Annotated in this window: 13 protein-coding genes; 3 read left to right on the top strand and 10 right to left on the bottom strand. The window is 69.1% G+C overall.

The features are described 5' to 3' along the window. Positions 1–29: 29 nt before the first annotated feature. The 5 genes from AC07RV_RS08005 to AC07RV_RS07985 form a co-directional block, all read right to left on the bottom strand. Complete coding sequence (locus tag AC07RV_RS08005) at positions 30–1502, bottom strand: malonyl-CoA decarboxylase (RefSeq protein WP_296776748.1); 1473 nt, start codon at positions 1500–1502, stop codon at positions 30–32. Positions 1503–1557: 55 nt separating this feature from the next. Continuing rightward, positions 1558–2229: a GntR family transcriptional regulator gene (locus AC07RV_RS08000; RefSeq protein ID WP_057594552.1), complete on the bottom strand. Its 672-nt coding sequence runs from the start codon at positions 2227–2229 to the stop codon at positions 1558–1560. A 204-nt stretch (positions 2230–2433) separates the two neighbouring features. Continuing rightward, positions 2434–3288 carry a prolipoprotein diacylglyceryl transferase gene (gene lgt / locus AC07RV_RS07995; protein ID WP_203201273.1) on the bottom strand — a complete coding sequence of 285 codons (855 nt, stop codon included), beginning with the start codon at positions 3286–3288 and terminating at the stop codon, positions 2434–2436. A gap of 87 nt (positions 3289–3375) precedes the next feature. Further along, the gene (locus AC07RV_RS07990; RefSeq protein ID WP_208513143.1) at positions 3376–3645 is read right to left on the bottom strand and encodes a hypothetical protein; all 270 of its coding nucleotides are present in this window, start codon (positions 3643–3645) and stop codon (positions 3376–3378) included. A 20-nt stretch (positions 3646–3665) separates the two neighbouring features. Continuing rightward, the gene (locus AC07RV_RS07985) at positions 3666–4439 is read right to left on the bottom strand and encodes an SDR family oxidoreductase (RefSeq protein ID WP_093342386.1); all 774 of its coding nucleotides are present in this window, start codon (positions 4437–4439) and stop codon (positions 3666–3668) included. 148 nt (positions 4440–4587) lie between these two features. Between AC07RV_RS07985 and AC07RV_RS07980 the strand changes: the two genes are divergently transcribed. Beyond that, a complete protein-coding gene (locus tag AC07RV_RS07980; RefSeq protein WP_296776754.1) occupies positions 4588–5559 on the top strand; it encodes a LysR family transcriptional regulator in 972 nt (323 codons plus the stop codon). On the opposite strand, the gene AC07RV_RS07975 is transcribed toward AC07RV_RS07980, so the two are convergent. Further along, positions 5507–6463 carry a LysR family transcriptional regulator gene (locus AC07RV_RS07975; protein WP_296776756.1) on the bottom strand — a complete coding sequence of 319 codons (957 nt, stop codon included), beginning with the start codon at positions 6461–6463 and terminating at the stop codon, positions 5507–5509. The genes AC07RV_RS07980 and AC07RV_RS07975 overlap by 53 nt on opposite strands. Positions 6464–6573: 110 nt before the next feature. Here AC07RV_RS07975 and ilvD point away from each other — a divergent pair, with 110 nt between their 5' ends. Then, complete coding sequence (gene ilvD, locus AC07RV_RS07970; protein ID WP_296776758.1) at positions 6574–8268, top strand: dihydroxy-acid dehydratase; 1695 nt, start codon at positions 6574–6576, stop codon at positions 8266–8268. Between the two features lie 10 nt (positions 8269–8278). Here ilvD and AC07RV_RS07965 read toward each other — a convergent pair whose 3' ends face one another. Next, positions 8279–9970: an SMI1/KNR4 family protein gene (locus AC07RV_RS07965; protein ID WP_296776761.1), complete on the bottom strand. Its 1692-nt coding sequence runs from the start codon at positions 9968–9970 to the stop codon at positions 8279–8281. A 91-nt stretch (positions 9971–10061) separates the two neighbouring features. Next, positions 10062–10316: a TIGR04438 family Trp-rich protein gene (locus AC07RV_RS07960; protein WP_093342394.1), complete on the bottom strand. Its 255-nt coding sequence runs from the start codon at positions 10314–10316 to the stop codon at positions 10062–10064. Between the two features lie 124 nt (positions 10317–10440). Between AC07RV_RS07960 and AC07RV_RS07955 the strand changes: the two genes are divergently transcribed. Continuing rightward, complete coding sequence (locus AC07RV_RS07955) at positions 10441–10746, top strand: c-type cytochrome (protein ID WP_057594543.1); 306 nt, start codon at positions 10441–10443, stop codon at positions 10744–10746. 9 nt (positions 10747–10755) lie between these two features. On the opposite strand, the gene AC07RV_RS07950 is transcribed toward AC07RV_RS07955, so the two are convergent. Together AC07RV_RS07950 and acs are read right to left on the bottom strand one after the other, a co-directional pair. Continuing rightward, complete coding sequence (locus AC07RV_RS07950) at positions 10756–11259, bottom strand: LapA family protein (protein ID WP_208513145.1); 504 nt, start codon at positions 11257–11259, stop codon at positions 10756–10758. 150 nt (positions 11260–11409) lie between these two features. Next, positions 11410–13407 (bottom strand): acetate--CoA ligase, encoded by a 1998-nt coding sequence (gene acs, locus AC07RV_RS07945; protein ID WP_492713615.1) that lies wholly within the window; start codon positions 13405–13407, stop codon positions 11410–11412. Positions 13408–13445: the final 38 nt, after the last annotated feature.

The raw sequence follows: 13445 nt of genomic DNA, 5'->3' as shown, positions 1-13445 counted from the left end.
GCGCTGTGTGCGCCGGGCTTGGGGCCCGGTCAGGCCTTCTTGAAAAACAGACTGTCGACGTCCCCCGACACGGCCACCTTGCCTTGCGCGAGCCAGTCGCGGTGCCGGTCGAGACGCTTGAGATCGTAAAGGTAGTTCACCATGAGGCCATAGGACTGCTTGTGTCCCTTGGGCGACGGATCGCCGGCCCAGTTGAGGCGCTCGACGCGCGCGCCGTTGCCCAGGTGGAAGCGCGCGACCGGGTCGGCCGGCGTGCCGTCGACCAGCGAGCGGCCCAGGTACTCGGCGGCGCACTGCAGCAGCCACTGGCGCAGCGGCGACTTGGGGTCCAGGCTCGCGGCGGCATCGACCGCGGCCACCAGCCGGTCGGCCGTGGGCGGCAGCGAGCCCACGAGGCGGCCGACTTCGGCGGCGCGCTTCTCGTCGAGGCGCGCGACCATGTCGGGCGCGTTCTTCGCGAGCCAGGTGCGAAAGCCCGGGATCGGCGACAGCGTGGCGAAGGTCTTCAGCCGCGGCAGCTCGTCCTGCAGGGTCTCGACCACGCGCTTGATCAGCGAATCGCCGAAGCTCACGCCGCGCAGGCCGTTCTGGGTGTTGCTGATCGAATAGAAGATCGCGGTGGTGGCGCGCGCCGGCGGCACCGGCACGGCGGCCTCGTCGAGCAGCGGCATGATGCCGTCGCTCACGCGGTCGACCAGCGCCACCTCGACGAAGATCAGCGGCTCGTTGGGCAGCCGCGGATGGAAGAAGCCGTAGCAGCGGCGGTCGCTGTCGTCGAGCCGGTTCTTCACGTCGTTCCAGCTCTTGATGTCGTGCACCGCCTCGTAGCGGATCAGCTTCTCGATCAGCGAGGCCGGCGAGTTCCAGTCGATGCGGCGCAGCTCGAGGAAGGCGACGTCGAACCAGGTCGAGAACAGCTGCTCGAGCTCGGCGTCGAGCGCGAGCAGGCGGCGGTCGCCCTTGAGGCCGGGCAGCAGCTCGGCGCGCAGGTCGACCAAAAAGCGCATGCCCGCGGGCTCGACCGCGAAACGCTGCAAGAGGCGCATGCGCGGCGACACCAGCGCGCGGCGCAGCTTGAGCTCGGCCTGGCCTTCGTCGGGCGTGCCGACGGCGGCCTGGTGCTGGTCGCGCGCGGTCTTGAGCTTTTGCGCATCGGCGGCGAAATGCTCGCTCATCAGCGCCCAGAAATCGCGCCGCTCCTCGGGCGTGGCGGCCGCGTATTCGACCGCGATGGCATGGGCGCGGCGGCCGCCCTCGACCTCGCTCACGCGCGGGTCGATCACCGACTGCATCGCGGCCAGCACGCGGCGCAGCGCGCGCGGCGACAGCGCCTCGTCGGCCTTGCGCAGGGTGGCCTCGAGCCGCTCGGCGGTGGTGCGGGCGCTGGGCTTGGGGGCCGACTTGGCGGCACCCTTGGCCGGCGCGTCGGAGGCCACCGGCACCTTGCGTTCGTTCTTGTCGCCCGTGCGCAATCGCGCCTGGAACCATTCGGTCGCACTCATCGTGGATGCACTCCCATGCAGAAAGAAAAAGACGAAGAAGAGGTGGCGGCGCGCTTCATGGCATGACCCGCGATTTCTGCTGGTTGCGCATCACCTCGCGCAGCGCCTCGCGCTGGCGCGTCATGTGGGTGCGCATCGCGGCATCGGCGCCTTCGCTGTCGCGCGCCTTGAGCGCCGCGAACACCGCGAGATGCTCCGACAGGCTCTGCTCGAGCCGCCCCGGCGCATGCAGCTGCTGCTGGCGCGCGAGCTTGAGGATCTTGCGCAGGTCGCCGATCACCTGGGCCAGCCACTTGTTGTCGGCCAGCTGGATGATGGCCTCGTGGATCAGGTGGTTGGTGGCGTAGTAGTCGTTGATGCGCTTGGCCTTGGCGTGGCGCACCAGCCGCTCGTGCAGGGCGTCGAGCTCGTGCAGCTCGGCATCGCTGGCGTTGCGCGCCGCCTCGAAGGCGCAGCGGCCCTCGAGCAGCGCAATGACCGGAAAGATCTCGTCGAGATCGCGCTCGGTCACCTCGCGCACGAAGCAGCCGCGGCGCGGCTCGTGGCGCAGCAGGCCTTCGGCCGTGAGCACCTTGAGCGCCTCGCGCAGCGGCGTGCGCGAGATCGACAGGCGCTCGCACAGCGCGATCTCGTCGACGAAGCTGCCGGGCGCCAGGGTGCCGTCGAAGATCTGCTCGCGCAGCGTGGTGGCGACTTCGTCGTGCAGGGAGTTGTGGACCAGGCGCATGGCGGGTTCGATCGCGTAATTTCCTGTAATTACGCGTAATTCTGAGCCTGGATGCGAAGCAGCGCAAGGGCCGCGCGTGCGGCGCGGGGCTCCGGACTTACCCTGGTCAGACGATAGGTTGCGTGGCCGGCGGTGCGGCACGCAGGGGGAGCAGCGAGTGCGGGACGGGGCGGTGCCCCGCCCTCCCCGGCTCCCGGTGCGGCGTCAGGCCTTGCTCGCGACCGGCACGGCCTGCTCGCGGCGCGAGGCCCAGACCCACAGCGCGATGCCGCCCAGGATCATCGGCACGCAGAGCCACTGGCCCTGGCTCAGGTCAAGGGCGCGCAGGCCCAATTCGTTGCCCGGATGGGCAAAGATCTTGTCGGGCTCGCGGAAGAACTCGGCGATGAAACGGAAGATGCCGTAGCCGACCAGGAAGGCGGCCGACACCTGGGCCTGCTTGCGCGGCTTGCGCGCGTAGAGCCACAGCAGCACGAACAGCAGCAGCCCCTCGAGCAGGAACTGGTAGACCTGCGAGGGATGGCGCGGCAGCATCGAGCCGCTCTGCGGGAACACCATGCCCCAGGGCAGGTCGGGGCTGCTGAAGCGGCCCCAGAGTTCGCCATTGATGAAGTTGCCCACGCGCCCCGCCGCGAGGCCGGTGGGCACGCAGGGCGCGACGAAGTCCATCACCTGCCAGAACGGCCGCGCGCGCGAACGCGCGAACCAGACCATGGCCGCGATCACGCCGAGCATGCCGCCATGGAAGCTCATGCCGCCTTCCCAGACCTTGAAGATCTCGAGCGGGTTGAACAGGTAGAACTCGGGCCGGTAGAACAGGCAGTAGCCGAGCCGCCCGCCGACGATGACGCCGACCACGCCGAGGAACAGGATGTCCTCGATGTCCTTGCGCTGCCAGGCCCCGGCGCCCACGAGGCTGCGGTAGGGCTCGTGCTTGAGCCGCAGCGTGCCGAGGAAGTAGAACAGCGCGAAGGCCGCCAGGTAGGTCAGGCCGTACCAGTGGATGGCGATCGGCCCGAGCTGCAGGGCGATGGGATTGATCTGCGGATACATGAGCATCCGCGGATTGTGCCCGCGCCGCATGACGCGGCCGGGGGCGTGGGGGCATCCGGGCACGCGGCCCGGCGCCCCGCCGCCCTCAGGCGCTCAGCGCCCGAATTTCCACCACACCAGGCCGGCCACCGCGGCCGGCACGGCGAACACCAGCAGGAAGATCGGCAGCTCCTCGGCCACGCTGTAGCCGGCCTCGATCACCCCCACCGCCATGTTGATGCCGGCGCCGATGAACCAGGCCGGCACGAACCACATCGCGGCCGTGCTCAGGGCCGCGTCGCCGCTGCCGCCCAGCACGCGGCCGGCCAGCAGGAAAAGGGCCAGCAGCACGAAGCCGCTGCCCATCACGATGAGCGTATGCATCGCTTGCCCGATGCGATGCGTCAGCGCGTGGTGTAGCCGCCGTTGGCGAAGATGGTCTGGCCGGTGATCCACCAGCCCTCGGTGACCAGGAAGCGCACGATGGGCGCGATGTCCTCGATGTCGGTCAGGCCCTTCTTCGAGAACTTGCTGAGCGCGGCGGCGCTGCTGTGGTAGTCCACCGCCTCCTTGCTCTCCTGGCCATAGAAGAAGGGCGTGTCCATCGGGCCCGGGCCGATCGCGTTGACCGAGATGCCGCGGTCGCCGAACTCCTTGGAGGCGGCGCGCGTGTAGTGCTCCACCGCGGCCTTCGAGCCCGGGTAGATCGCATAGAACGGCGTGTAGGCCGCGAGCAGCGAGCTCACGATCGTGACGATGCTGCCGCCCTCGGCCAGCGTGCGGCCGGCCTGCTGGATGAAGAAGAAGGCGGCCTTGGCATTGGCGTCGAAGCTCTTGTCGTAGTCGGCTTCGGTGACGTCGAGGATCGGCTTCTTGATGACCACGCCCGCGGTGTTGATCGCGATGTCGACCTGGCCGAACTGCTTGACGGCCTGGTCGAACAGCTTGACGTTGTTCTCGACCACCGCGAGGTCGCCCTGCACCAGCAGGGTGTCGGCGCCCTTGGCCTTGAGGGCGGCGGCGGTCTTCTCGGCATCGGCGCGCGAGCTGTCGCTGTTGTAGTGGATGGCGACGCCGCGCACGCCCCCGTCGACCAGCTGTTCGGCGACGAGCGCGCCGAGGTTCTTGCCGCCGCCGGCGATGACGGCGACCTTGTTCTTCAGTGTGCGTGCGGACATGGGGATCTCCTTGGTTGAAAGCCATTGATGTGTGACACGAGGCGCAGTGTATTGATCGCCAGACGGCCGATAAATAGGCAATTCGAGGCTAGACTGTTTGGAAATTTCCGAACAATCGGCCGCCTCGCGCCAGACCCGGACCCTTCTCATGGACCGCATCGACCTCCTCCAGGTCTTCCTGCGCGTGGCCGAATCCGGCAGCTTCACGCGCGCGGCCGACCGCCTCGGCCTGCCGCGCGCCACCATCTCGACCGCGGTGCAGCAGCTCGAGGCGCGGCTGGGCTCGCGGCTGCTCCACCGCACCACGCGGCGCGTGGGCCTCACGCCCGACGGCGAGGTGCTGCTCGAGCGCGCCCGCGCGCTGGTGGCCGACATGGACGACCTGGAGCAGCAGTTCCTGCCCACGCACGGCAGCGTGGGCGGGCGGCTCAAGGTCGACGTGCCCAGCCGCATCGCGCGGCTGCTGATCGCGCCCGCGCTGCCGGACTTCTTCGCGCGCTATCCGGCGCTCGAGCTCGAACTCGGCTCGAGCGACCGCGCGGTCGACCTGGTGCACGAGGGCGTGGACTGCGCGCTGCGCGTGGGGCCGCTGGCCAGCAGCAGCCTGGTGGCGCGGCCGCTCGGGCACTTCACGCTGGTCAACTGCGCGAGCCCGGCCTACCTGACGCGGCACGGCACGCCGCGCACGCCGGCCGACTTGCCGCAGCACCTGGCGGTGAACTACGCCTCGCCGACCAGCGGCCGCGCGGCGCCCTGGGAATGGCAGCGCGACGGCGAGACCGCCTCGCTGCGCATGCGCAGCCAGGTGACGGCCAACAACGCCGAGACCTACATCGCCTGCGCGCTCGCGGGCCTGGGGCTGATCCAGATCCCGCTGTACGACGTGCGCACGCAGCTCGCGGCCGGCGAGCTGGTCGAGCTGATGCCCGACGCACGCGCCGAGCCGCTGCCGGTGCACCTGGTGTATCCGCACCGGCGCAACCTGTCGCGGCGCATGCAGGCTTTCGCGGGCTGGCTCGAGACGCTGCTGGCCTCGGCCCTCGACGGACCGCCGCCCGCTCCCGCCGCTATTTCGCGCCGCGCGCGGCCGCCGGCTGGCGCTCCTGCACGAACGCGATGAAGCGCTCGAGCGCTGGGTTGGCGGCCTCGGCCGGCCACACCAGGCTGGTTTCGCAGCGCGGCAGCACCGGCACCGCGCGGCGCCGGCCGACGGGCGCGAACTCGTCGGCGCCGCGGTAGACCACGCCCGCGCGGCGGAACTGCGTGACGCTCTCGGGCACCCAGGCCACGCCGATGCCGCCCGAAACCAGGTTGACGATGGTCTGCATCTGGATCGCCTCCTGTGCCAGCTGCGGCGCGCGTCCGGCCGCGTGGTAGAGCGCGAAGACCGCGTCGTGCAGCGAAGGCACGATGCGGCGCGGAAAGATCACCAGCGGCTCGGCCAGCACCTCGGCCAGCGGCAGCTTCTCGGCGCTCGCGAGCGCATGCCGCTGCGGCAGCGCCAGCACCAGCGGCTCCTGCGACACCGCCAGCCGCGCCAGCCCCGGCGGCGCGGCGCCCGGCGAATGCAGCATCAGGCCGGCATCGATCTCGCCGCGCGCGAAGGCCTCGAGCTGCACGTCGCCCGTGGCCTCGACCAGCTCGAGCGCCACCTCGGGACAGAGCACGCGGAACTCGCGCACCCAGTCGGGCAACTGCTCGAAGCCCACGGTCGAGACGAAGGCGATGCGCACCCGGCCCACCTGCCCGGCCGCGGCCGCGCGGGCGCGCGCCGGCAGGGCCTGGGCCCGCGCCAGCAGCTCGCGCACGTCGGGCAGCAGCGCCTCGCCGGCCGGCGTAAGCGCCACCCGGCGCCGCGTGCGGTCGAACAGCACCACGCCCAGGGTCTTCTCGAGCTGGGCGATGGCCTGCGTGACCGGCGGCTGGGTCATGTGCAGGCGCTGGGCGGCGCGGCCGAAATGCAGTTCCTCGGCCACGGCCACGAACTGGCGCCAGGCCCGCAGGTCGATCAGGCTTTCATTCATATGCCAAGCATATCAATCGGCCTCTCAAAATGGATTGGAAGCAATCAATCAGAAGTCCGATACTTGGCGCTCCCCGGTTTTCCCTCCCCACGATCGAAGAGACACCCACCATGGACACCAAGCCAATCCAGATCAATCGCCGCAGCGCCAACATCGTCGAAGGCAAGAGCCGCGCGCCCAACCGTTCGATGTTCTACGCGATGGGCTACGAGGAAGGCGACTTCAAGAAGCCGATGGTCGGCGTCGCCAACGGCCACAGCACCATCACGCCCTGCAACTCGGGCCTGCAGAAGCTGGCCGACGCGGCCATCGCGGGCATCGAGGAAGCCGGCGGCAACGCGCAGGTGTTCGGCACCCCCACCATCTCCGACGGCATGGCCATGGGCACCGAAGGCATGAAGTACTCGCTGGTGAGCCGCGAGGTCATCTCCGACTGCATCGAGACCTGCGTCGGCGGCCAGTGGATGGACGGCGTGCTGGTGGTCGGCGGCTGCGACAAGAACATGCCCGGCGGCCTGATGGGCATGCTGCGCGCCAACGTGCCTGCCATCTACGTCTACGGCGGCACCATCCTGCCGGGCCGCTACAAGGGCCAGGACCTCAACATCGTCAGCGTGTTCGAGGCCGTGGGCCAGAACGCCGCCGGCAACATGAGCGACGAGGACCTGCACGAGATCGAGAAGCGCGCCATCCCCGGCACCGGCTCGTGCGGCGGCATGTACACGGCCAACACCATGTCGAGCGCCTTCGAGGCGCTCGGCATCTCGCTGCCCTATTCGTCGACCATGGCGAACCCGCACGACGAGAAGGCCAACTCGGCCAAGGAATCGGCCAAGGTGCTGATCGAGGCGATCAAGAAGGACCTGAAGCCGCGCGACATCGTGACCAAGAAGGCGATCGAGAACGCGGTGGCGGTGATCATGGCCACGGGCGGCTCGACCAACGCGGTGCTGCACTTCCTCGCGATCGCGCACGCGGCCGAGGTGGAATGGACCATCGACGACTTCGAGCGCATGCGCAAGAAGGTGCCGGTGATCTGCGACCTGAAGCCCTCGGGCAAGTACCTCGCGGTCGACCTGCACCAGGCCGGCGGCATTCCGCAGGTCATGAAGGTGCTGCTCAACGCCGGCCTGCTGCATGGCGACTGCGTCACCATCAGCGGCCAGACCATCGCCGAAGTGCTCAAGGACGTGCCCGACGTGCCGCGCGCCGACCAGGACGTGATCCGCCCGATCGACAAGCCGATGTACGACGAAGGCCACCTGGCCATCCTCAAGGGCAACCTGTCGCCCGAAGGCGCGGTCGCCAAGATCACCGGCCTCAAGAACCCGGTCATCACCGGCCCGGCGCGCGTGTTCGACGACGAGCAGTCGGCGCTCAAGGCCATCCTCGACGGCAAGATCGTGGCCGGCGACGTGATGGTGCTGCGCTACCTCGGCCCCAAGGGCGGCCCGGGCATGCCCGAGATGCTGGCGCCCACGGGTGCGCTGATCGGCGCGGGCCTCGGCGAGAGCGTGGGCCTGATCACCGACGGCCGCTTCTCTGGCGGCACCTGGGGCATGGTGGTGGGCCACGTGGCGCCCGAAGCGGCGGCCGGCGGCACCATCGCCTTCGTCCACGAGGGCGACTCGATCACCATCGACGCGCATGCGCTCAAGCTCGAGCTCAACGTGCCCGAGGCCGAGATCGCCAAGCGCCGCGAAGGCTGGAAGGCCCCGGCCCCGCGCTACACGCGCGGCGTGCAGGCCAAGTTCGCGTTCAATGCCTCGAGCGCGAGCTCGGGCGCGGTGCTCGACAAGTTCTGAAGCCCGGCGTTCAGGCCGTGGCGGCCGGTGGTTGCCACGGTTTCGCCACGTCCTCGTAGCCGATGGACTTCGGGCGCAGGCGCGGCAACAGGTCGTCGAAGCTCTCGAAACGCAGCAGTTCGCGCGGCGGACCGCGGTCCAGGTCGTCCACGACCAGCACGGCCGGGGCCTGCGCGCCGCTGTCGCGATAGTCGAGCATGACCACCCTGCCGTGGTCGGCCTCGAGCACCACGATGCGCTGCGGCGCGTCGAAGCCTTGCTTCCACGGCGTTTCGCCCGGCGGGAACACGATGCGGTCCGACAGCTCGGCCAGCGTCGCGAGGTATTCCATCGGCATCAGGTAGCGCAGGACCTCGCTGTACGGCTGGCCTTCGCCGTCGGCGATGTCGACCCAGCGGCACGAGACGCCGCCGCCATTCTTCACGCGCCACAGCGCCACGAGCGCGCCCGGCAGCCGCAGGCCCAGCCGCGCCTCGGTCTGCGCGATCAACGCATCGTCGGCCGTCAGTTGCGGCTCGGAACCGTCCTTGCGCTGCGCCGCGTTGAGATAGAAGAAATGAGGCTGTGCCTCGCCCCAGAACATCGAGGCACGCCATTGCTCCGGTGCCTCGCCCAGCGGCGGGCCCAGATCGCGCGCGACCGTTCGCGCCACGCCCCGCTCCGGGCGCACGCGCCGCAGCGCCGCGAGGAAATCGTCGAAGTTCTCGAAGGCGATGTCGACCGGCTCCACGCCGGGCTGGCGGTCGAAGTCCGCGATGAGCACCCGCGCCTGCGGTCCCCGCGTGTAGTCGAGCAGGGTCATGTCGCCGTAGCGGGCCTGCAGCACCACCAGCTTGTCGGCGCCGGCCGGCACGTCCTCGGGCTCGTGCGTGAAGTCCTCGTAGTGCTCGGCCACGGTACGCAGCTTGTCCACGGCCGCGAGGCTCGAATAGTCGATGGAGAAGGCGCCGCGCCAGTCGTCGTAGAACGGACCGGCATCGCGCTTCAACGGCACATAGAGCCAGCCCACGTAGCCGCCGTTCATCCGGCCATAGAGCTCGCGCAGCGTGTCGGGCAGGCGAAAGCCCAACCGCGCTTCGGCGGCCGCGAGCATGGCCTCGCTGGCCGCGAACGGCGGCTTCTCGACCGGCGCGCCGCGCTGTGCGAGCGCTTCGCGCGCGGCGTTCTTGCGCCAGTAGCCGGGGGACTCGAAGAAGGTGTCGGGGTTCAGCGGCGTCGGGTCGATGTCGAGTTCGGGCTCGGCTTCCGCTGCGGGTGATACGGGCGATGGCGTGGCAGCCACGGGCTCGGGCGCCGCGGCCTCGAGCCGGATGATCGCAGCGCTCACCACGACCGCCAGCACGAACAGCGCCGCGGCCCACTGGACGTCGGCGCCCGAGAACGCGGCTATCGGCGCGGCCGGCGCCAGCAGCATGCTCAGGCCCAGCCCGAGCAGATAGAACACGCCCGCGAGCACCGCCTGGATCGGCAGCGTCACCAGCGCCGACAGCACGATCCGCTTCGCGCCGCCGAGCCGCCAGGCCAAGGTCCAGGCATTCCACTTGCCGAGCGCATAGAGCACGGTGAACAGCGGCGTCGCCAGCAGCACGATCCATGGCGAGCGATGCAGCCAGCCGGCCGCGCCCATGGCCAGCACGATCAGCAAGCCCATGGCGATCCGCAGCACGGGCGCGAGCCCGCTCGACGGCATGCGTGTGGTCATTTCGATCCTCCCCGGTGAAGCGCCGCGATGCATGCGGCGCGTCGGAAGAGTTTCACATGCGGACCACGGCGGGCCCGTCAGCGCAGAGGAGTCAGCGGCGTGGGCGCGATCCGCTGCCGGTCTTCAGGCCCATGTTGGTCTTCTGCCGGTCGATGCGCGCCTGGCGACGCGCATCCTCGCGCTCGACCACCTTGCGCTTGGTGTAGCCCGAGGCATCGGCCCAGGCCCACCAGGCCATGGCGAGCGCGAAGGGAATCAGCACGATCCACCAGCTCCAGGTGGCGACCGGGCCGACTTCGAAGTATTTGAGGGCCACGCCCAGGATGCCCAGCACCAGAAACCACATCGCGAATCCCTTCGGGTCGTGTCGCGCGATGCGGTCGCACGCCGGCGGTCGGTGCTCCCTACAATCATCGCGTTGAGCCGTCGAATGTAACTCAGCCCTTACATAAACAGAGAATCCGATCCCCATGAAAAGAGCCCTGCTGTTCGCGACCCTGGCCCTCGGCCTGGCAGCCCCCGCCTTCGCCGACCTGGCGCTGGCCACCTCGAAGAACTGCATGAGCTGTCATGCGGTCGAGCGCAAGGTGCTCGGCCCGTCGTTCAAGGACGTGGCGGCCAAGTACAAGGACAACGCGGGCGCGGCCGACATGCTGGCCGGCAAGATCATCAAGGGCGGTTCGGGCGTCTGGGGCCCGGTGCCGATGCCGGCCAACAACCAGGTCAGCGAAGCCGACGCGAAGAAGCTCGCGGCCTGGATCCTGTCGACGAAGTAAGGCCGGTCCTCAGACCCGCGGATCGAGTTCCACGGGCAGCGAAGGCCGGCGCTCGATGCGGTCCTCGAGCTGGCCGATGTGCGCGGCCAGCGTGTTGTCGGACTGGTCCGAACGCAGCCGCACCGCGGCCTCGAGCTGGTCGATGCGCGCCAGCAGGGCCGTCTGGCGGTCGGCGTTCTGCGCCATGTGCTGGTTCTCCTGCGCCTGCAGGAAGTTGCGCAGTTCGGTGAAGCGCGATGCCTCGGCCTTGTCGGCCAGGTCGCGCTGCACCTGCATCTCCTTGGTGTGGCGCTTGGTGTCGAGCAGCACCGAGCTGTGCAGGTACAGCACGTAGACCAGGAAGAAGGCCGCCAGCACCACGGTGAGCCCCAGCATGATCAGGCCCAGCGGCGCCGAGACGGTCATGAAGCCCAGCCACACATCGGTGGGCGTGGACAGCGTGCCCCAGTTGAGCGCGGCCAGTGCCGCGATCAGCAGCACGATGACGAACAGGAAAGCGGATCTCACGCCCATGGGGGCCTCCTTCGGAAAGATCGAACACGTTGGGAACCCGCGCGCTTCGAGGCGCGCGGTGGTGCCAGCGGTTTTACCTCAGCGAAGGGGCCTGCCCGGCCCTCGGCCCGGCACAGACGCCCCTGTCCTACAGCAGGAATGCCGCGTCGCTCAATTCGTCTGCGACAACTGATCGAGGATCGCCGGATTCTCGAGCGTGGAGGTGTCCTGCGTGATCGCCTCGCCCTTGGCGATGCTGCGCAGCAGCCGCCGCATGATCTTGCCGCTGCGCGTCTTCGGCAGGTTGTCGCCGAAGCGGATGTCCTTGGGCTTGGCGATCGGCCCGATCTCCTTGGCCACCCAGTTGCGCAACTCGGTGGCGATCTGCCTGGCTTCCTCGCCGGTCGGCCGCGCGCGCTTGAGCACGACGAAGGCGCAGATCGCCTCGCCCGTCAGGTCGTCGGGGCGCCCCACCACCGCGGCCTCGGCCACGAGGTCGGTCTTGGACACCAGCGCCGACTCGATCTCCATCGTGCCCAGCCGGTGGCCCGACACATTGAGCACGTCGTCGATGCGGCCCGTGATGCGGAAGTAGCCGCGGTCGGCGCTGCGCACCGCACCGTCGCCCGCCAGATAGATCGTGCCGCCCATCTCCTCGGGGAAATAACTCTTCTTGAAGCGCTCGGGGTCGTTCCAGATGGTGCGGATCATCGAGGGCCAGGGCCGCTTGATCACCAGCATGCCGCCCGCGCCGTTGGGCAGGTCCTTGCCGGTCTCGTCGACGATCGCGGCCATGATGCCCGGCAGCGGCAAGGTGCACGAGCCCGGCACCAGCGGCGTGGCGCCCGGCAGCGGCGTGATCACGTGGCCGCCGGTCTCGGTCTGCCAGAAGGTGTCGACGATCGGGCAGCGCTCGCCGCCGATATTGCGGTGGTACCACATCCAGGCCTCGGGATTGATCGGCTCGCCGACCGAACCCAGGATGCGCAGGCTCGTGAGATCCCAGTTCTTCGGATGCACCTTCTCGTCGCCCTCGGCCGCCTTGATCAGCGAGCGGATCGCGGTCGGCGCGGTATAGAACACGCTGACCTTGTGCTTCTCGATCATCTGCCAGAAGCGCCCCGCGTGCGGGAAGGTCGGGATGCCCTCGAACACCACCTGGGTGGCGCCGGCCGCGAGCGGGCCGTAGGCGACGTAGGTGTGGCCCGTGATCCAGCCGATGTCGGCGGTGCACCAGAACACGTCCTCGGGGCGGATGTCGAAGGTCCAGTCCATCGTCATCTTGGCCCACAGCAGGTAGCCGCCGGTGGCGTGCTGCACGCCCTTGGGCTTGCCGGTGGAGCCCGAGGTGTAGAGGATGAACAGCGGATGCTCGGCATTCACCGGCTCGGGCGCGCACTCGGTGCTCTGGCCGGCCAGCGCCTCGGCGAAGGTCTTGTCGCGGCCTTCCACGCGATTCCAGGCCGAGGGCGTGCGCTCGAACACGAACACGGTCTTGATCGACTCGCAGCCGCCGAGCGCGATGCCGTCGTCGACGATGGCCTTGAGCGGCAGCTCCTTGCCGCCGCGCAGCTGGAAGTTGGCGGTGATGACCGCGACCGCGCCGGCGTCGATGATGCGTTCCTGCAGCGCCTTGGCCGAGAAGCCGCCGAACACCACGCTGTGGGTGGCGCCGATGCGCGCGCAGGCCTGCATCGCGATCACGCCCTCGACCGTCATCGGCATGTAGATGATGACGCGGTCGCCCTTCTGGATGCCGGAGGCCTTGAGCGCATTGGCGAACTGGCTCACGCGCGCGAGCAGTTCCTTGTAGGTGACCTTCGTGACGGTGCCGTCGTCGGCTTCGAAGACGATGGCGGTCTTGTTCTCGACGGGCGTGCCGATGTGGCGGTCGAGGCAGTTGGCGCTGGCGTTGAGTTCGCCGTCGCCGAACCATTGGTAGAACGGCGCGTTCGATTCGTCGAGGATCTTGCTGAAGGGCTTCGTCCACTGCAGGTGGGTCGTGGCCTGGCGGCTCCAGAAGCCTTCGAAGTCCTGTTCCGCTTCCTTGCACAGGGCGTCGTAGGCGGCCATGCCGGAAATGCGGGCGCCCTCCGTGGCGCGGGCATCGGGCGGGAACACGCGGTTCTCGACCAGGACGGATTCAATGTTCTTCGATGCGCTGCTCATGTCTCGTGTCTCCTGGATGAATTGCGGCCGTAATGTCG

It is taken from the genome of Variovorax sp. GW821-FHT09B01, from assembly GCF_059418345.1.
Note: the sequence above shows the minus strand (reverse complement) of the source record. Positions and strands in the feature narration are given on the sequence as shown.

What these genes read in the sequence shown, in the direction of transcription:
- AC07RV_RS08005 (WP_296776748.1), bottom strand. Translation starts at nt 1,502, where the DNA reads ATGAGTGCGACCGAATGGTTCCAGGCGCGATTGCGCACGGGCGACAAG.
- AC07RV_RS08000 (WP_057594552.1), bottom strand. Translation starts at nt 2,229, where the DNA reads ATGCGCCTGGTCCACAACTCCCTGCACGACGAAGTCGCCACCACGCTG.
- lgt (WP_203201273.1), bottom strand. Translation starts at nt 3,288, where the DNA reads ATGCTCATGTATCCGCAGATCAATCCCATCGCCCTGCAGCTCGGGCCG.
- AC07RV_RS07990 (WP_208513143.1), bottom strand. Translation starts at nt 3,645, where the DNA reads ATGCATACGCTCATCGTGATGGGCAGCGGCTTCGTGCTGCTGGCCCTT.
- AC07RV_RS07985 (WP_093342386.1), bottom strand. Translation starts at nt 4,439, where the DNA reads ATGTCCGCACGCACACTGAAGAACAAGGTCGCCGTCATCGCCGGCGGC.
- AC07RV_RS07980 (WP_296776754.1), top strand. Translation starts at nt 4,588, where the DNA reads ATGGACCGCATCGACCTCCTCCAGGTCTTCCTGCGCGTGGCCGAATCC.
- AC07RV_RS07975 (WP_296776756.1), bottom strand. Translation starts at nt 6,463, where the DNA reads ATGAATGAAAGCCTGATCGACCTGCGGGCCTGGCGCCAGTTCGTGGCC.
- ilvD (WP_296776758.1), top strand. Translation starts at nt 6,574, where the DNA reads ATGGACACCAAGCCAATCCAGATCAATCGCCGCAGCGCCAACATCGTC.
- AC07RV_RS07965 (WP_296776761.1), bottom strand. Translation starts at nt 9,970, where the DNA reads ATGACCACACGCATGCCGTCGAGCGGGCTCGCGCCCGTGCTGCGGATC.
- AC07RV_RS07960 (WP_093342394.1), bottom strand. Translation starts at nt 10,316, where the DNA reads ATGTGGTTTCTGGTGCTGGGCATCCTGGGCGTGGCCCTCAAATACTTC.
- AC07RV_RS07955 (WP_057594543.1), top strand. Translation starts at nt 10,441, where the DNA reads ATGAAAAGAGCCCTGCTGTTCGCGACCCTGGCCCTCGGCCTGGCAGCC.
- AC07RV_RS07950 (WP_208513145.1), bottom strand. Translation starts at nt 11,259, where the DNA reads ATGGGCGTGAGATCCGCTTTCCTGTTCGTCATCGTGCTGCTGATCGCG.
- acs (WP_492713615.1), bottom strand. Translation starts at nt 13,407, where the DNA reads ATGAGCAGCGCATCGAAGAACATTGAATCCGTCCTGGTCGAGAACCGC.